Raw genomic sequence first — 16,133 nt, forward strand, 5'->3', positions numbered from 1 at the left:
GAACGGCAAGCGCTAAGGCAAGCTGCGATAGGGGGCCAAAAGAGGAAGAGGATTAGACATATGATCAGGACTACGATCCGCATCGTTGCGATTGCGGCAGCGCTTTCGGCTGGCTCGAGCCTCGCCTATGCGAAGAACCCTGTCGTCGGCGGCGCGCCGATGTATGCGACGAAGAACATCGTCGAAAACGCCGTGAACTCCAAGGATCACACCACGCTGGTCGCCGCCGTCAAGGCTGGCGGCCTTGTCGATACGCTTGAGGGCAAAGGCCCGTTCACCGTTTTCGCTCCGACCAATGAGGCTTTCAATAAACTGCCGCCCGGCACGGTTCAGACGCTGCTGAAGCCGGAGAACAAGGCGCAACTCGTGAAGATCCTTACCTGCCATGTCGTCGCCGGCGATGAGATGGCCTCGGCCATCAAGAAGATGACAATGGGCAATGGTGGCGAATACGACCTGAAGACAGTCGGCGGCTGCACCATCAAGGCAATGGACAAGGGCGGCAAGATAACCCTGACTGATGAGGCCGGGGGCACCGCTCACGTCACCATTGCCGACGTGAAGCAGTCGAACGGCGTGATCCACGTGATCGACAAGGTCCTGTTGCCGAAAATGTAAGGTTTCTCGGCAGCTTTGGCCGTCGCTTGCCCGATCGGGTGCGGCGGCCCTTTTGCGTCAGATATTGGCTATCTCGACCGTATCGCCGATCGCGCGGCGCAACTCGTCCAGCCCCTCGTTCTTTTCGGAGGAGGTCGCGATAATCCCGGGATAGGCTGCAGGCCGCTTGCGGATCTTTTCGGTCGTCTCGGCAATCAGCCTCGGCACACCCGCTTCCTTGATCTTGTCCGTCTTCGTCAGCACCACCTGATAGGAAACGGCTGCCTTGTCGAGCAAGGTCATGACCTCCTCGTCATTCTTCTTGATGCCGTGACGGCTGTCGATCAGCAGGTAGACGCGCTTCAGCGTCGAACGGCCGCGCAGATAATCGAAGACGAGCTTGGTCCAGGCATCGACATGCTCCTTCGGCGCCTGGGCATAGCCATAGCCCGGCATGTCGACCAGCGCCATCGGCGGCAGGTCGCCCGCTTCGCCGGAATAGCCCTCGGGCACGAAATAATTGAGCTCCTGCGTGCGGCCCGGCGTATTCGAGGTGCGCGCCAGACCTTTGTGACCCACCAGCGCATTGATCAGCGACGACTTGCCGACATTGGAGCGGCCCGCGAAAGCGACTTCCGGTGGCCCTTCGGGGGGAAGGAACTTCATCGCCGGCACGCCGCGGATAAAGATCCAGGGGCGCCCGAAGAGGGGCTTGTCATCCTTTTCCGTCGTTCCGGCCATTCTGTCTCGTCTCTCATATCAGGGAAGCGGACCGATTCAGGCTTTTGCGTCCGATTGTCAAGGGAAAGCGCCCGCGGACCGGGCCAACCGTGCGTATGACACATATTTGCCGATGCTAAAAAGTATATTAGTCTCTGCCCCGCGGCTTGAGGGAATGCTTGTATCGGTATCGAAGAAGCTGAGGTGACCGGTTGGAAAAGAGTGACCAGCAGTCCCGCGTCCTGAGGACGATCCTTACCCTCTGCGTTTCCATCCCGTTTTTCCATTCCGCCGCCCAGCCGGCCAGCGCCCAGCCGGAGCCACATCCGGACCCCAAGCCGGCTCTTTCAGGCTGCATGTATCTCGGCCCCTCTCAGACCGATCCCGGAGCAACGCTCTGCATTCGCAAGGAAAGCTATGACAAGGATCTCTGCGGCGCGATCGAGCACTTCGCGGGCGCCAACAGGCTGCCGCCGGATTACTTTGCAAGGCTGATCTGGAAGGAAAGCCGGTTCCAGCCGGATGCGCTGAGCATGAAAGGTGCGCAGGGGATCGCCCAGTTCATGCCGGGAACGGCAAAGCTTCGCGGACTGGAAGACAGCCTCGACGTGTTGAAATCCTTGCGCGCCTCGGCGGAATATCTGGACGAACTTCGCAATCGCTTCGGCAATCTCGGTCTGGCCGCCGCCGCATACAATGCAGGAGAGGCCGGCTTGTCCAACTTCCTTGCCTCGGGCGGCCTTCCCTATGAAACGCGCGGCTACGTGCTTTCGATCACCGGTCACACCGCCGACGAATGGAAGAATACGCCGCCTGACGTCGCGGCCGCTCCCCTCGACAAGGACAAGTCCTTCGTTGACGCCTGCGTTGCGCTCGCCCGGACGAAAAACCTGAAGGAACCCGCCTTCCAGCCGGAGGGCATATGGGCGCCCTGGGGCGTCCAGCTCGCTTCGAACCCGCAGGGACAGGTCGCCCGCAGCCTCTTCTTCCGAGTCGTCAATCGCCTACCGGCGCCGCTGAATGCCGAACAGCCTCTGATTTTCCGCAAGCGCGACAGAAGCTTTGGCTTCCGGCCGCGCTATGTTGCCCGCATCGCGAGACAGACCAGGCCCGAGGCGGACAAGGTCTGCGCCCAGATCCGCTCCGCCGGCGGCGCCTGCACCGTCTTCAAGAATTGAATCAGCTTACGACGGATGGCATGGCCGCTCCGTTCGGCGGCCGATTCCAATCTTTTGGGTTACAGAGTTTCACTCGCAGCCATGATATTATGCCTCTGGTTTGGTTTCGATGAATCCAAACATGGGTGGGGGGCCATGCGACCGACGTTGCTATGTCTGTCTTCCGCACTGTTCCACATTGCAGGCACGGTGTTTCCAGCGCTTGGCTGCGTCGATGTCGCGCTTGTTCTCGCGGTAGACGGCTCCGATAGTGTCGATGAAGGAGAGTATCGGTTCCAGACCAGTTCGATAGCGACGGCATTCCGTGACAAGGCCGTTCTACACGCAATGAAAGGGGCAGGGATCGTTGCGGTGTCCGCGGTGTTCTGGGGCGACGGCCAGCTGCCATCGCAAGAGCTGGATTGGGTCGTTGTGAACCGTGGAGAGGGCGCAGAGTTCTTCGCACGCAAGATCGAAACCAATCTCCGGGCGGTTTATGGCAATACCGACATTGGTAATGGCATCTGGGCGGCGCTTGACCGACTTTCGTCTTCCGATCTATGCGCCCGCCGATCGGTCATCGACATCTCGGGTGACGGTCGGGAAACCCTGGGTCCAAAGCGGGAAAACGTTATCTCGCTGCATCACGCGCGCCGTCGCGCGAAAGAAATGCGCGTAACGATCAACGGGCTGGCCATATCCGACGATGGGGGAGACCTTGCCCGCTATTACGCTGGACATGTCGTCCTCGGGTCGGACGCCTTCGTCATGCATATCAACAAATATGCGGATTATTCCGTTGCCATCAGGAAAAAGCTCGTTGCGGAACTATCGTACGGAGCTAGCGGATATTTCGCCTTCGATGAAGCCAGATAGGATTTCTGCGAATTCGCAACCACGCAAATGTGGAATCGGGATAACTGTATCCCCGATACGAAAAAGCCCCGCCGAAGCGGGGCTTTTTGAGTTTATTTCGATGGTTCCGGTTTTCGTCGGAAGAGACCCTTTAGGTTGTCGAAGAGTTCCACCTTCACGCCATGGCGCTTCATGATGATCGACTGCTGGATGACCGAGAGCGTGTTGTTCCAGGCCCAGTAGATCACGAGGCCGGCAGGGAAGCTCGACAGCATGAACATGAAGATCAGCGGCATCCAGTTGAAGATCATTGCCTGGGTCGGGTCCGGCGGGGTCGGGTTCATGCGCATCTGCAGGAACATGGTGACGCCCATGATCAGCGGCCATACGCCGAGATGCAGAACCGTCGGAGCGGCAAACGGCAGCAGGCCGAACAGGTTGACGATCGAGGTCGGGTCCGGCGCGGAAAGGTCGCGGATCCAGCCGAAGAACGGCGCGTGGCGCATCTCGATGGTGATGTAGATCACCTTGTAGAGCGAGAAGAAGATCGGGATCTGGAAGGCGATCGGCCAGCAGCCGGCGATCGGATTGATCTTCTCTTCCTTGTAGAGCTGCATCGTTGCCTGCTGCAGCCCCATTTTGTCGTCTCCGAATTTCTTCTTCAGCTCTTCCATCTTCGGCTGCATGCGCTTCATGTTCGCCATGGATGCATATTGCTTGCTGGCGAGCGGGAAGAACAGCGCCTTGACGACGATGGTCGTGCAGAGGATCGCGACCCCGAAATTGCCGAAGAAGTGATAGAAAAAGTCCATCAGCTTGAACATCGGCTTGGTGATGAAATAGAACCAGCCCCAGTCGATCAGGCGGTCGAAGCGCGGGATCGAATAGGTCTGCTCATACTGATCGATAACGGGCACTTCCTTGGCGCCGGCAAAGACGAGGTTCTTCAGGTCGACGGACTGGCCGGGAGCGATGGTCACAGCTTCCTGCTTGTAGTCGGCCTGGAAACGCGGCGTTCCATCGGTGAAGTGCGAGAAGCGGGCATCATAGGCGCCGGTCTGCGGCGGCACCATCGTTGCGGCCCAATACTTGTCCGTTATGCCGAGCCAGCCGCCTGTCGCCCTCGGAGGCGCAACATTTTCCTTTTCGACAGCCGCGTACTTGTATTCGAGCAGGCTGTCGCCGACCACGCCGATGAACCCTTCGTGAAGGACATAGGTCGAGGCGACGAGAGGCTTGTTGTAGCGCGTGACGCGGCCATAGCTCGAAAGCGCGACCGGGGCCTGACCGGCGTTGCTGATCTTGTCGGCCACGGTAAACATATAGTGATCGTCGACGGAGATCGTGCGGCTGAAGGTGACGCCCTTGTCGTTCGTGTAGGTCAGCGTGACCGGCGTCTTCTCCGTCAGCTTGTCGCCGCTTGCGAGCTTCCATTGCGTGCCGGGGCCGGGCGCGGTGCCTGCGGCTGCGTCGCCGACATAGCCGAGTTCGGTAAAGTAGCCGTCCTTGGTGTCGGCCGGTGCGAAGAGCGTGACGATCGGGCTGCTCTTGTCGACGGTCTCATGGTAATTCTTGAACTTCAGGTCGTCGAGGCGGGCGCCGACGAGATTGATCGAGCCCGTAAGCGCCGGGGTGTCGATGATGACGCGCGGGGTCTTGGCAAGCGCTTCATCAACGGTCTCCACCGTCGGCGTCGACTGGCCGGTCGCCGGAAGAGAGCCGTTGACCGGAGCACCCGTGCCTGCCGCCGGCGTTTGTGCTTGACCCGTTTGGGCCTGTCCCGTCTGGGCTTGCTGCGTCGTGTGCTGCTGCGCCTTGGCCAATTCGTCGGCCTTGCGCTGCGCTTCGATGCGCGGATTCATGTAAAGAAACTGCCAGGCTAGGACAATCAGCACAGACAGGCCAATCGCGATGAAGTAATTGCGGTTGTTTTGCATCATACCTTCCTGGGGCGGTCCTCACGGGACCGCCGGTGTTTCTGCCTGTTTTCGAAGCGGGCGACGAGCTCGTCGGCCAGCACATCGAAGGGCGCAGTCAATACCTCACGCCGCGCGACAACCACATAGTCGTGTCCGGGCTGCATTGCAATTCCGCCATGGAGACGCACCGCTTCTTTCAGCCGGCGCCGCATGCGGTTTCTTTCCACCGCGTTTCCGTGTTTTTTGGTAACGGTAAAGCCGACGCGAGGATCGGTATCGGGCTCTTTGCGATCGAGTGCCTCGATCAGGAAGAAGCTGCCGCGGCGCTTTTCTCCCTCCCGAACAGCAAGAAACTGCGGCCGGCTTTTCAGCCGCCCGACAGTCTTTTCTGGTCGATTATTCGTCATTCGCCCGCCATCTCTATCGGGCATTCCGGCCTTAGGCCGAAAGACGCTTGCGGCCACGGGCACGACGGGCAACGATGACCTTGCGGCCGCCCTTCGTTGCCATGCGCGCACGGAAACCGTGACGACGCTTGCGGACAAGCTTGGATGGTTGATAGGTACGCTTCATTTATTTTAACACCGCGGAGTGCGGCCCTTCTTGAGTTTGCATTTTAGCAAGGAGCGTTATGCAGCGCGAACAGGCCCGCAAAAGCAGGCTCCAAGATCGAGCGTGCGCGGGCTTATAAGGTTGAAGGCTCTCGAAGTCAATTATCGCCGGGCAGATTCATCTCGGGCGAGATATTCCTTGATAGGTTCGCGCCTCGCGCTATGTGGCTTCAGGCATGTTTCCCTAAGTTGTGCTTTTGATCTGGAAAATATCCGCAGTTTGCTCTTTCCAGCCAAGCAACCTCAGTATTTCGCAATTTTTACGCTTTCCCGAAGAGAATCATGTGCAACTGTATGAATTTTCCGCCGATCTATATTAGGGACGGCGCAAGGTAACATTAAGCATTTTAGTCAATCTTGAGCGGTATATCCGGGGAACTTCTGTTCTCCGCCCCAAGGAGATACACCGTTGAATATTCGCGGCAAGATTAACCTGCTCGTTTCCGTCATGGCCTGTGCGGCGTTGCTGATTGGCGTGACTGCCCTTTATGCGATGCGCCAATACAATGAAAAGCTGCAGGCCTACGAGCAGGCGGCGAGCCGCGCCTATATGGGCGAGCGGCTGAACCGCTACGTCACGGCCGTCGTCATGGAGTCCCGTGGGATCTATGCTTCGGGCTCGACGAAGGAAGCAAAGCCCTTCGCAGACGGATTGATGAAGGATCTTGACGAGATCGATAAGGGCTTTGCCTCATGGTCGCCGCTCGTTCCGGCAAGCGAAAAGCCTGAATTCGACAAATTGCTGGCCCGCGCCCAGGAATTCCGGACTTTCCGCACCGAGACCGCGCGGCTCGGAACGGTCGAGAGCCCCGACGCTGCAAACAAGCAGGGTAACAACGACGCCAACAGAGCCAACCGCAAGGCCTTCCAGGCCGAGATCGACGCCGTCGTACAGACCGACAAGGATGCGCTCGATGAGGTAAATGCCGATCTGGAGGTTTTCCGCAGCATCGTCTTCTGGCTGGTGCTTGGAATTATTGCCCTTGGTATCGGAGCGGGTGTCAGCATGGGCTTCTATATCGGCACTGCCCATCTCAGCCGCCCGATCAAGAAGGTGACGAATGCCATCAAGGAGGTTGCCGAGGGCAATTTCGATGCGGCTGTTCCCTTCGCCGGACGCAGGGATGAAATCGGCGAGATGGCTGCTGCCGTCGAGGTCTTCAAGCAGAATGGTCTTGCGGTGAGGCGGATGAACGCGCAGGAAACTGCCATGCGCGCCAAGAGCGACGATCTGCAATCCAGCATGTCGCTCGTCGTTGCCTCTGCCGCGGAAGGCGATTTCAGCCGCCGCATCGAGAAGGACTACGAGGACGCCAACCTCAACCGTTTCGCCCGCAACATCAACGAGCTTCTGTCCGGCGTCGATACCGGCGTCACCGAGACCCGTCGCGTGATCGCAAGCCTTGCCGAGGGCGATTTGACACAGACCATGCGCGGCAGTTTCCAGGGTGCTTTCGCCGAACTGCAGCAGAACGTCAACAGCACGCTGGCAATCCTGCAGAAGACGATGCGAGAGGTCCACGAGACCACGCAGTCGATCACCGGCAACAGCAACGAGCTGCGTCACGCCAGCGACGATCTCTCCAAGCGCACCGAACAGCAGGCCGCCGCACTGGAAGAGACCTCGGCCGCGCTCGACGAGATCACCGCCGTCGTGCAGAATTCGACGGCTCGGGCCCAGGAAGCGAGCACGATGGTGACGGAGGCCAAGGAAAATGCAGCCCGTTCCGGCGTTGTCGTGCGCGATGCCGTCGCTGCCATGGGCCGCATCGAACAGGCCTCCCGCGAAATCAGCCAGATCATCAGCGTCATCGACGAGATCGCCTTCCAGACAAACCTTCTGGCGCTGAATGCCGGCGTCGAAGCCGCCCGCGCCGGCGAGGCGGGCAAGGGCTTTGCCGTCGTCGCCCAGGAAGTGCGCGAACTGGCGCAACGCTCCGCCACCGCCGCCAAGGACATCAAGGCGCTGATCACCAAGTCCGGCGGTGAAGTGCAGGTCGGGGTCAAGCTGGTGCAGGCGACCGGCGAGACGCTGGGCGAAATCGAGACCCGCGTTCTTGCGATCAACGATCACATCCACTCTATCGCCACTGCTGCCCGCGAACAGGCGACCGGCCTTCAGGAGGTCAATACCGCCGTCAACCAGATGGACCAGGTGACCCAGCAGAATGCCGCGATGGTCGAGGAAACCTCTGCCGCCACTCACAAGCTCTCCGGCGAAGCCGATGGCCTGCTGCGCCTGATCTCTCGCTTCAAGGTCGGCAATGCGGCACCCGCCGCGCCCACCTTGGTCCGTTCGCAGTCGCATGCCGCCATGGGGTCGCCGGCGCGACGCATGGTTGGCAAGGTCGCGAGGGCTTTCTCCGGTGGCGGAAATGCAGCCGTGGCCCAGCAGGATTGGGAAGAATTCTGATCGATCAGGCAAGCGCCTGACGAAGCGCCGTGCGGCAACGCGCGGCGCTTTTCATATCATCTGCGCCCTGTCGCATTCCTACGCGGAATCCAGGCAAAGTAAGCGGGCTCTAGATTCGCCTGGGGAGAGATTGGAAAATCGGTTGCGATCCCTTATTATCGCGTCCAACGCCGGCTTTGCCAGGCGCGCCTTGCAATGAAGCGGGAATATCCGGAATGGACATGAGGCAGGATACGAGTGCCGCCAGCGGTGGGGCTTCCGCCAAGGGGTCGTCGCTTCTGAGCCGCCCTACAGGCATATTCGGCGGCCTGTCCGGCAAGCTCCTGCTGCTCACCGTCGTCTTCGTCATGCTCGCCGAAGTGCTGATCTTTCTCCCCTCGATCGCCAACATGCGCATACGCTGGCTCGAGGATCGCCTGAATACGGCGGCCGCCGCGGCAATCGTCATCGACGGACTACAGCCGGTCGAGCTGCCGCGCGAATTGCAGCGAGAAACCCTGATGGCGACAGGCACGCGCGCCATCGTGCTGCGCAAGGATGGCACCTCCAGGCTGCTGGCAACCGCCCAGATGCCGTCCTCCGTCGACGACCAGTATGATTTGACCAATGTCTCGCTGCCCTCGACGATCTGCGATGCGCTCGACACGCTTCTGTTCGGCGGCGATCGGATCATTCGCGTCTTCGGCCCGGTTGGAAGTTCCAACATGGGCGTCGAGGTGGTCCTGCGCGATACGCTGCTGCGCAAGGCGATGATCAGCTATTCCATCAATGTCTTCCTCGTGTCGATCCTGATCTCGCTCTTCACCGCGACGCTGATTTTCTTTGCCATCAACCGCATCATGATCCGCCCCATCCGGCGCTTGACCGACAGCATGCAGACCTATGCCGAGGATCCGGAAGACGAACGGCGCGTGCTTGTGCCCGATAACGGGCGCGACGAGCTCTCGGTCGCCGGACGGCATCTGGCCAATATGCAGTCGCAGCTTCAGAAGACGCTGAAGCAGCAGAAGAACCTCGCTGCCCTCGGCCTCGCGGTCTCGAAGATCAATCACGACATGCGCAATATCCTGTCCTCTGCCCAGCTCATGTCGGACCGCCTGGTCGATGTCGATGACCCGATGGTCAAGCGGTTTGCGCCCAAGCTGCTGCGCACCATCGACCGCGCCGTCGGTTACACGACCGAGGTGCTGTCCTATGGCCAGACCTCGGAATCGGCGCCGAAGCGCCGTCGCCTGCGGCTTCAGGATCTCATCGAAGAGGTGAGGGACATTCTGGCGATCGATCCGGAGAGCGGCATCGAATTCAGCGAGCAGATCGGGCGTGACCTGGAGGTCGACGCCGACAGCGAGCAGCTCTTCCGCGTGATCCACAATCTCTGCCGCAACGCCCATCAGGCCCTCGTTGCCTATGGCGAGACCGAGCCGGACAGCATTCGCCGCATCACCGTGTCGGCCCATCGCCTGGGCAGCGTCGTCGGCATAACTGTCGACGATACCGGCCCCGGCATGCCGTTGAAGGCGCGCGAAAACCTCTTCACCGCTTTCCGCGGCTCGGCTCGATCGGGCGGCACCGGCCTTGGCCTTGCGATCGCGCGCGAACTCGTGCTTGCCCATGGCGGCACGATCGCGCTTGTGGAAAAGCCGGCAGCCGGCACGCAATTCCGCATCGAAATCCCCGATCGCCCCGTCTCACTCGACGACTATCGTAACCGCAACGTCCACGAAAACTGAGCTTCGCGAACCCATCTCGCGACCGCGAAGGAAAATTACGTTTTTTTGACAAAGGGTACTTGCTTTCACCGACCGGACCCTTTAGAGGATCGCCCACGCCAGCGGTTAACAACATCGCTGCAACACGCACCCGTAGCTCAGCTGGATAGAGCACCAGACTACGAATCTGGGGGTCAGGAGTTCGAATCTCTTCGGGTGCGCCATTTCTCTCCTTTTTCTAAGAATACTGACGCGATAGTTGCTGCTAGGCGATTGGCTTCTTGACTCGATATGCGTCGACCTAATACCTGCGGCGCCTGGTGGACGCGCTGAGATAGCCAAATGCAAGCGCCACGGCGGCGACCGCGATGCCGGTGCTGATCACGCCCGCCGGCGTTATCCGGGCACTGCCCTGTAAGGTAATGTACTTCCCCACGCGCAGATCGAAGACTGATTTCATCTCCTCCGGATGCGAGGGGACCGTGGTTGAAGAATCTTCCTGAACAACTGTCATTTTGAGGCTCCGGTGCAATGTGCCTCGGCCGAACCTTCATTCTGAGGCGGGCCTTAAGACTTGGTCGACGCCACGATAGCACAGCAACTTCTGCTTTCATCCCGTCCGGCGCCACATTTTTATCTGGCGGCAATCAGGTTGATCTCCCAAAAAGAAGGCCGGCTAAGGGAGCCGGCCAGGGGGAAGGTTTTCCTGGGAACCTTCATCAGGGGAGCATCGGATGAGGAAAACGATTCGATGTGTTTCATTGTATGGCTGCAGCCCCGTCAAACAACCCGCGCCAATCTAGGGGATCGTGCCAAAACGATAAGGAATACATAGAAAAATCGGAACGGCATCGGCGTTCGGTCGTTGAGAATAGGTCACCACCTCAACAATGGAGACGATAATGAGCAAGACCGATGCACACGAAATCCAGAAGAGGACCGAGCGGCAGGTCGAAAATACCAGCGCCGGCGGTCATCTCGGCGGTACCTATTTCGGTCAGCAGCCCGATGGCAAAACCGCTTCCGCGACAGCCAAGGTGGGGCCTAAGTCCCGCGCCAACGACGGAAGCAACTAGCTGCGTCAGAATTCAGACCGGAAACCCCGCCATAGAGCGGGGTTTTCTGGTTTTAGGCTTCATTGCTACATTCACCTGGGTACAAAGAGTTAACATTGCTTAAAATGCTAAAATATAAGAAAATACGTCCACGAAGATCTTGAAAAGCTTCTTTCAAGGGTAGGAGGGTGCGATGACTCTTGCGATCAACGATACGGCTCCGGATTTTCACGCGCAGACAACCGAAGGCCCGATACGGTTTCATCACTGGATGGGAGATTCCTGGGCTGTGCTTTTCTCGCATCCCAAGGACTACACGCCCGTTTGCACGACCGAACTCGGCTATATGGCGAGGATCAAACCCGAATTCGACAAGCGCGGTGTCAAGATCATCGGCCTCTCGGTCGATCCGCTCGACCGCCATGCGGGTTGGGCAAAGGATATCCAGGAAACACAGGGCGCTGCCCCGAATTTCCCGATGATCGCAGACGTCGACTACAATGTATCGAAACTGTACGGCATGCTTCCGGCGCCGGTATCTGGCGATCCGACAAAGCGTACGCCGGCCGATAACCAGACCGTCCGCAACGTTTTCGTCATCGGCCCGGACAAGAAGATCAAGCTGATCATGGTCTATCCGATGACGACAGGCCGCAATTTCGATGAGGTCCTGCGGGTGATCGACTCACTCCAGCTGACGGCGAGCCACAGGGTCGCGACGCCGGTCAACTGGAAGCGTGGGGAAAAGGTCATCATCGCCGGCTCCGTCAGCGACGAGGAAGCAAGGGCGCTCTATCCGGAAGGCTGGCTTGCGCCGAAGCCCTATATCCGCATCGTGCCGCAGCCAAAGTGATAGCGACCAGCATTCCTATATCCGGGCAGATTTGCGCAAAGGGAGCCGACTGTGATCTTCCGCCAGCTTTTCGACAGCGTTTCCGGCACATATACCTACCTCATTGCCAGCCGACGCGGCGGTGAGGCGTTGATTATCGATCCCGTGCTTGAGAAGGTCGACCGCTACCTCAAGCTCATCGAGGAGCTCGACCTCAAGCTGGTCAAGGCCGTCGACACCCATCTGCATGCCGACCACGTCACCGGACTGGGTGCTCTGCGCGACCGCACCCACTGCACGACGGTCATGGGTGAGCAGACCCTTGCCGACGTCGTTTCCATGCGCGTCACCGAAGGTGATCGTGTCTCGATCGAGGGGCTGAGCCTGGATGTGCTCTATACGCCCGGGCACACGGACGATTCCTATTCCTTCCTGATGGGCGGTCGCGTCTTCACCGGCGACACGCTGCTCATTCGCGGCACCGGCCGCACCGATTTCCAGAACGGCAATCCGCGCGACCAGTATAATTCCATCTTCAACAAGCTGCTCAAATTGCCGGATGAAACGCTGCTCTACCCCGCGCATGACTACAAGGGCGACACCGTCTCGACCATTGGCGAGGAAAAGATGTTCAATCCGCGCCTGCGGGTAAAATCGGTCGATGAATATATCGACCTGATGAACAATCTGAACCTGCCCAATCCGAAGATGATGGATGTGGCCGTGCCGGCCAACATCCATGTCGGCCTGCATCAGGACGAGATCGCGCGGAAGGGCTGGGCCGTTTCAGCCGCTGATGCCATGGTGCTGAGGGGCCGTCCCGACATCGCGATCGTGGACCTGCGCGAAAGGTCGGAGCGTGAAAGGCACGGAACGATCCCGGGCGCGCTGCATGCGCCCTATCCCGACTTGCTGGAAAATATCGGCATCGGCGGCGTACTGCATGAGCTGGCGGAGACGACAGGCAAGCGGATCGTCTTCTATTGCGCCTTCGGCGAGCGCTCGGCCATGGCAGTGCAGGCGGCCCAGGATGCCGGTCTCAAAGGCGCCTGCCATATCGAGGGCGGCATCGACGCCTGGAAGAAGGCGGATGGGCCGATCGTGCGGTAACGATGACGCCTCGTTTTGATATGATCGCCCTCCGGCGCGTTTTGCCCGCGTCGGCGACAAACCTGTGTCTGAACTTATAGCTGAAGGCGGCTCTCGCTGACTGGCTCAGGGGCAAAAGGGATTGCCTCCTGGGGGCTCAGCAGGCCTGCCGTATCCGCGACCAGATGGGTGTCGATGAATTCCAGGTAATCGGTAATCAAGCCGCTGTCTGAAAATGTGAGCCTGTCCAGCAGCTCGGTCTCGATGACTGCGCCTGACGGAACGAAGCAGACTTTCCCGGCGCGGTGGACGAAGGCCGTGTTGCCATCGACGTGGAGGCTGATGATGTGCAGTTCCGACAGGTCCCAGTCGTCCACGAGTGCGCCCATGGCGGCCCGCAGGGATTCTTCGCCCCGGACCAGCTGGGTGATAGGCCCCAGCTGGTTGCTTCCGGCGATACGGAAGCTGCAGTCCGGGTCGAGCATTGCGATCATGGCGTCGAGATCGTTCCTGTTTCGAGCGCTGTAGAATGTCCGAACGGTGCTTTCGAGTTCGCTGCGGTCAACCATCGAAATAACCCTCCTCTTCGATGAGATGAATTTGCGCTTATTTTAGCAATGTCGCAACTTATGGTACGCTTCTTTTCGAAAGGACGATCGAGATGGAAAACACCGCCCTGCTCGGAACATGGAAAATGATCTCCTGGACGCGCGAGGTCGTCGCAACGGGCGAAATCGCCGATGCCATGGGCGCAAATCCCGTCGGCTACATCGCCTATCATGCGGACGGCCGGATGATGGCGACGGTCTTTCGTCGCGACCGAGGCAAGCCCATGGCCTCGGCGCCAACCGACAAGGAAAAGATCGGGCTGTTCGACACGATGCTCGCCTATTGTGCCGCATACACTCTGGAAGACGGCAAGGTGATCCATCATGTGGAGGGAGCCTGGAACCCGATTTGGGAGATGGATCTTGTCCGTCCCTTCATGCTTGACGGCGACGAGCTTCTGATCAGCGACGCGCCAGGAATCGACCCGAGGACGGGCGAAGCCGTGATTTTCCGGCTGAGGTTTCGAAAGGTCTGACGTCTTTCGCAGTACCGGGCGGAAAGACTATCGCTTGCCCGGTTGATCCTTGTGTTCGCCGTGATGAGTCCGCAGTGGAACCTCCGGCAGGAAGAACAGCACGATCAGGGCGAGCAGAACGATGATCGTGCCTGCGGTAAAGGTCGTTGCGACCGCGCGCCGGTAGACCACGAGAGCGGCCGCCTGTGTTTCCGGCGAGACATTGGCAAGCGCGCCCACATTGCCCTCCGTCAGCGGCGGCAGGTTCATGCCGCTCACCTGGCGCGCCAGGATGGCGCCGGAACCGGTGACGCCGATCAGGCCGCCGAGCGATCGGAAGAAGGCGAGCGTCGCCGTGCCGACGCCGCGATGGGTGAAGGGCAGGGCGTTCTGAACCGCGATCGTCATGTTCGGCATGACAAGGCCGAGACCGAGGCCGAGCGCAAAGACGGCGGGCTCGATGACGACAAAACCCTGGCTCGTTGCAGCACCCCAGGACAAGACCGCGAACGCGAGCGTCGCCAGCGTCAGTCCGAAGACCTGCGCGGGCTTGTAGCGGCCGGACCGGGGCAGCAGCACGCGACCGTTCACCATGGACGAGATGACGACGCCGATCATCAGCGGCCCCGTTAGGAAGCCCGAATGTGCAGCGCTCACGCCCATGACCACCTGGAAGAACAGCGGGAAGAACAGGCTGGCCCCGAGCATGCCCATGAAAGCCAGTGCCATGACGACGGAAGCGACGACGAAGGTGCGATTATTGAAAAGGTCGAGCGGCAACACGGGCTCGGGTTCGCGGCGCACATGGAAGACGAAGAATATGCCGGCCACCAGGGCCAGTGCCGCAAGACCGATGATATTGGGCGAATTCCACGGCCATTCGGAGCCGCCGAGGGCGAGGACCAGCAGGAAACTCGTCGTGCTGACGGTGAGCAGCGCCGCGCCGAGATAATCGATCCGCCGGCTATGAGACTGATGCGGCCGCTTCATCGCCCGGCCGATCATGACGAGCGCGACGGCGCCGACCGGCAGGTTGACGTAGAAGATCCAGTGCCATGACAGAAGATCGGTGATGATGCCGCCGAGAACCGGGCCGATGACGCTGCAGACGGCAAAGACCGCAGCGATCGAGCCCTGGCTGCGGCCACGCTGGGCAGGCGGAACGAGATCGCCGATGATGATCTGAGCAAGCGGCAGCAAGCCTCCCGCACCGATACCCTGTATGGCCCGGAAGATGATCAGCTGCAGCAGGCTTTGCGCTGCGCCGCTCAGTACCGAACCGAGCAGGAAGATCAGGATTGCCACGTAGATCAACGGCTTGCGGCCATACTGGTCGCTGAGCTTGCCATATAGCGGCATGGTGCTGGTGGAGGCAAGCACATAGGCGCTGACGACCCAGGAGAGATGCGTGATGCCGCCGAGGTCGCTGACGATGCGCGGCAGGGCGGTCGCAACGATGCTCTGGTCGATCGCGCCCAGCCCGAGAACGATCATCAGGCCCAGTATGACGGCGCGAATTTCGCGGCGATCCGGCTGTCCAGCGCCATCCTGTGGCGCAGCCGCCACCGTATTCTGCTTTCCTGTCGTCATTTGCCGATCTCTCCGAGCGGGCCAATGGCGCCGCGAATGGCCTTGCGTTCGGATGTGGATAGCTTCGAAAGCTCGAAGGCCAGCCAGTCCGTGCGCCGGCGCTTGATATTGTCGATGACAGCGCATCCTTCAGGCGTAGCGACCAGCCCGCTGCGGCGCCCGTCCGTTGGATCAGGCGCGCTGCGGGTGACGTATCCCGCCTGTTCCATCGTCTTGATGTGGCCGCTTATCGTCGGGCCACGCAGCTTTTCCAGACGCGCCAGTTCGGCCACGCCGATCCCCGGCTGGCGGATGATGGCGACCAGCAGCAGCGCCTGCAGCGGCGATATGTTGGGATCGTCGCTTTCACGGCGAAGCTGCCGATAGAGACGGTGGAGCACCGGGCGCAGCTCTTCCGCAAGCGCCATCGCATCTTCCATGTCCTGCAAAAGTCCGTCGATCGCCATGAGAGAGCCTATAGATAGGTTTCCTACCTATCTATAGGCCAACATTTCGCCGGAGAGCAAGCATGCAAAAGCCCGCG

Annotated in this window: 17 protein-coding genes and 1 tRNA gene; 10 read left to right on the top strand and 8 right to left on the bottom strand. The window is 60.0% G+C overall.

Translation table 11 applies throughout. The features are described from left to right. Window positions 1-60 precede the first annotated feature (60 nt). Window positions 61-618, top strand: coding sequence for a fasciclin domain-containing protein (locus EV561_RS09850; protein ID WP_132520779.1), 558 nt, complete (start codon window positions 61-63; stop codon window positions 616-618). Window positions 619-675: 57 nt separating this feature from the next. Here EV561_RS09850 and yihA read toward each other — a convergent pair whose 3' ends face one another. Further along, window positions 676-1,338 (bottom strand): ribosome biogenesis GTP-binding protein YihA/YsxC, encoded by a 663-nt coding sequence (gene yihA / locus EV561_RS09855; RefSeq protein WP_132520782.1) that lies wholly within the window; start codon window positions 1,336-1,338, stop codon window positions 676-678. 191 nt (window positions 1,339-1,529) lie between these two features. Between yihA and EV561_RS09860 the strand changes: the two genes are divergently transcribed. Continuing rightward, the gene (locus EV561_RS09860; protein WP_245512638.1) at window positions 1,530-2,495 is read left to right on the top strand and encodes a lytic transglycosylase domain-containing protein; all 966 of its coding nucleotides are present in this window, start codon (window positions 1,530-1,532) and stop codon (window positions 2,493-2,495) included. Window positions 2,496-2,630: 135 nt separating this feature from the next. Next, window positions 2,631-3,350: a DUF1194 domain-containing protein gene (locus EV561_RS09865; protein ID WP_165927783.1), complete on the top strand. Its 720-nt coding sequence runs from the start codon at window positions 2,631-2,633 to the stop codon at window positions 3,348-3,350. A 92-nt stretch (window positions 3,351-3,442) separates the two neighbouring features. Here the strand turns inward: EV561_RS09865 and yidC are convergent, their stop codons facing one another. Genes yidC through rpmH form a run of 3 tightly spaced genes read right to left on the bottom strand, consistent with a single transcriptional unit; the run spans window position 3,443 to window position 5,821 of the window. Then, window positions 3,443-5,266, bottom strand: coding sequence for a membrane protein insertase YidC (gene yidC, locus EV561_RS09870; RefSeq protein ID WP_132520788.1), 1,824 nt, complete (start codon window positions 5,264-5,266; stop codon window positions 3,443-3,445). Further along, window positions 5,266-5,655, bottom strand: coding sequence for a ribonuclease P protein component (gene rnpA / locus EV561_RS09875; RefSeq protein ID WP_188079900.1), 390 nt, complete (start codon window positions 5,653-5,655; stop codon window positions 5,266-5,268). The genes yidC and rnpA overlap by 1 nt, the downstream gene beginning before the upstream one ends. 31 nt (window positions 5,656-5,686) lie before the next feature. Further along, entirely contained in the window at window positions 5,687-5,821 is a 135-nt protein-coding gene (rpmH, locus tag EV561_RS09880; RefSeq protein WP_016552555.1) for a 50S ribosomal protein L34, read from the bottom strand. A 447-nt stretch (window positions 5,822-6,268) separates the two neighbouring features. On the opposite strand from rpmH, the gene EV561_RS09885 reads away from it, so the two are divergent. From EV561_RS09885 to EV561_RS09895, 3 genes are all read left to right on the top strand, one after another. Further along, complete coding sequence (locus EV561_RS09885; RefSeq protein WP_132520794.1) at window positions 6,269-8,272, top strand: methyl-accepting chemotaxis protein; 2,004 nt, start codon at window positions 6,269-6,271, stop codon at window positions 8,270-8,272. Window positions 8,273-8,487: 215 nt separating this feature from the next. Next, the gene (locus tag EV561_RS09890) at window positions 8,488-10,002 is read left to right on the top strand and encodes a HAMP domain-containing sensor histidine kinase (protein ID WP_132520797.1); all 1,515 of its coding nucleotides are present in this window, start codon (window positions 8,488-8,490) and stop codon (window positions 10,000-10,002) included. 126 nt (window positions 10,003-10,128) lie between these two features. Beyond that, window positions 10,129-10,205 (top strand) — tRNA-Arg (locus tag EV561_RS09895). A gap of 77 nt (window positions 10,206-10,282) precedes the next feature. On the opposite strand, the gene EV561_RS09900 is transcribed toward EV561_RS09895, so the two are convergent. Then, window positions 10,283-10,495 carry a hypothetical protein gene (locus EV561_RS09900; protein ID WP_132520800.1) on the bottom strand — a complete coding sequence of 71 codons (213 nt, stop codon included), beginning with the start codon at window positions 10,493-10,495 and terminating at the stop codon, window positions 10,283-10,285. Window positions 10,496-10,883: 388 nt separating this feature from the next. On the opposite strand from EV561_RS09900, the gene EV561_RS37125 reads away from it, so the two are divergent. From EV561_RS37125 to EV561_RS09910, 3 genes are all read left to right on the top strand, one after another. Continuing rightward, on the top strand, window positions 10,884-11,057 hold the full coding sequence (locus tag EV561_RS37125) for a hypothetical protein (protein ID WP_165927784.1): 174 nt from the start codon (window positions 10,884-10,886) through the stop codon (window positions 11,055-11,057). A 172-nt stretch (window positions 11,058-11,229) separates the two neighbouring features. After that, window positions 11,230-11,889 carry a peroxiredoxin gene (locus tag EV561_RS09905; protein WP_132520803.1) on the top strand — a complete coding sequence of 220 codons (660 nt, stop codon included), beginning with the start codon at window positions 11,230-11,232 and terminating at the stop codon, window positions 11,887-11,889. Window positions 11,890-11,940: 51 nt separating this feature from the next. After that, on the top strand, window positions 11,941-12,978 hold the full coding sequence (locus EV561_RS09910; protein ID WP_132520806.1) for an MBL fold metallo-hydrolase: 1,038 nt from the start codon (window positions 11,941-11,943) through the stop codon (window positions 12,976-12,978). 74 nt (window positions 12,979-13,052) lie between these two features. On the opposite strand, the gene EV561_RS09915 is transcribed toward EV561_RS09910, so the two are convergent. After that, complete coding sequence (locus EV561_RS09915; RefSeq protein WP_132520809.1) at window positions 13,053-13,526, bottom strand: nuclear transport factor 2 family protein; 474 nt, start codon at window positions 13,524-13,526, stop codon at window positions 13,053-13,055. A 92-nt stretch (window positions 13,527-13,618) separates the two neighbouring features. On the opposite strand from EV561_RS09915, the gene EV561_RS09920 reads away from it, so the two are divergent. Then, complete coding sequence (locus tag EV561_RS09920; RefSeq protein ID WP_132520812.1) at window positions 13,619-14,041, top strand: lipocalin-like domain-containing protein; 423 nt, start codon at window positions 13,619-13,621, stop codon at window positions 14,039-14,041. Between the two features lie 27 nt (window positions 14,042-14,068). On the opposite strand, the gene EV561_RS09925 is transcribed toward EV561_RS09920, so the two are convergent. Further along, window positions 14,069-15,610 carry an MDR family MFS transporter gene (locus EV561_RS09925; RefSeq protein WP_132520815.1) on the bottom strand — a complete coding sequence of 514 codons (1,542 nt, stop codon included), beginning with the start codon at window positions 15,608-15,610 and terminating at the stop codon, window positions 14,069-14,071. Then, window positions 15,607-16,056, bottom strand: a complete 450-nt coding sequence (locus tag EV561_RS09930; protein WP_132520818.1) for a MarR family transcriptional regulator — start codon at window positions 16,054-16,056, stop codon at window positions 15,607-15,609. The genes EV561_RS09925 and EV561_RS09930 overlap by 4 nt, the downstream gene beginning before the upstream one ends. Between the last annotated feature and the right edge of the window lie 77 nt (window positions 16,057-16,133).

The organism is Rhizobium sp. BK376, from assembly GCF_004341625.1.
In the GTDB taxonomy this organism is placed as follows: domain Bacteria; phylum Pseudomonadota; class Alphaproteobacteria; order Rhizobiales; family Rhizobiaceae; genus Rhizobium.

Coding starts and splice junctions, on each gene's coding strand:
- EV561_RS09850 (WP_132520779.1), top strand. CDS start 61: ATGATCAGGACTACGATCCGCATCGTTGCGATTGCGGCAGCGCTTTCG.
- yihA (WP_132520782.1), bottom strand. CDS start 1,338: ATGGCCGGAACGACGGAAAAGGATGACAAGCCCCTCTTCGGGCGCCCC.
- EV561_RS09865 (WP_165927783.1), top strand. CDS start 2,631: ATGCGACCGACGTTGCTATGTCTGTCTTCCGCACTGTTCCACATTGCA.
- yidC (WP_132520788.1), bottom strand. CDS start 5,266: ATGCAAAACAACCGCAATTACTTCATCGCGATTGGCCTGTCTGTGCTG.
- rnpA (WP_188079900.1), bottom strand. CDS start 5,655: ATGACGAATAATCGACCAGAAAAGACTGTCGGGCGGCTGAAAAGCCGG.
- rpmH (WP_016552555.1), bottom strand. CDS start 5,821: ATGAAGCGTACCTATCAACCATCCAAGCTTGTCCGCAAGCGTCGTCAC.
- EV561_RS09890 (WP_132520797.1), top strand. CDS start 8,488: ATGGACATGAGGCAGGATACGAGTGCCGCCAGCGGTGGGGCTTCCGCC.
- EV561_RS09900 (WP_132520800.1), bottom strand. CDS start 10,495: ATGACAGTTGTTCAGGAAGATTCTTCAACCACGGTCCCCTCGCATCCG.
- EV561_RS37125 (WP_165927784.1), top strand. CDS start 10,884: ATGAGCAAGACCGATGCACACGAAATCCAGAAGAGGACCGAGCGGCAG.
- EV561_RS09905 (WP_132520803.1), top strand. CDS start 11,230: ATGACTCTTGCGATCAACGATACGGCTCCGGATTTTCACGCGCAGACA.
- EV561_RS09915 (WP_132520809.1), bottom strand. CDS start 13,526: ATGGTTGACCGCAGCGAACTCGAAAGCACCGTTCGGACATTCTACAGC.
- EV561_RS09920 (WP_132520812.1), top strand. CDS start 13,619: ATGGAAAACACCGCCCTGCTCGGAACATGGAAAATGATCTCCTGGACG.
- EV561_RS09925 (WP_132520815.1), bottom strand. CDS start 15,610: ATGACGACAGGAAAGCAGAATACGGTGGCGGCTGCGCCACAGGATGGC.
- EV561_RS09930 (WP_132520818.1), bottom strand. CDS start 16,056: ATGGCGATCGACGGACTTTTGCAGGACATGGAAGATGCGATGGCGCTT.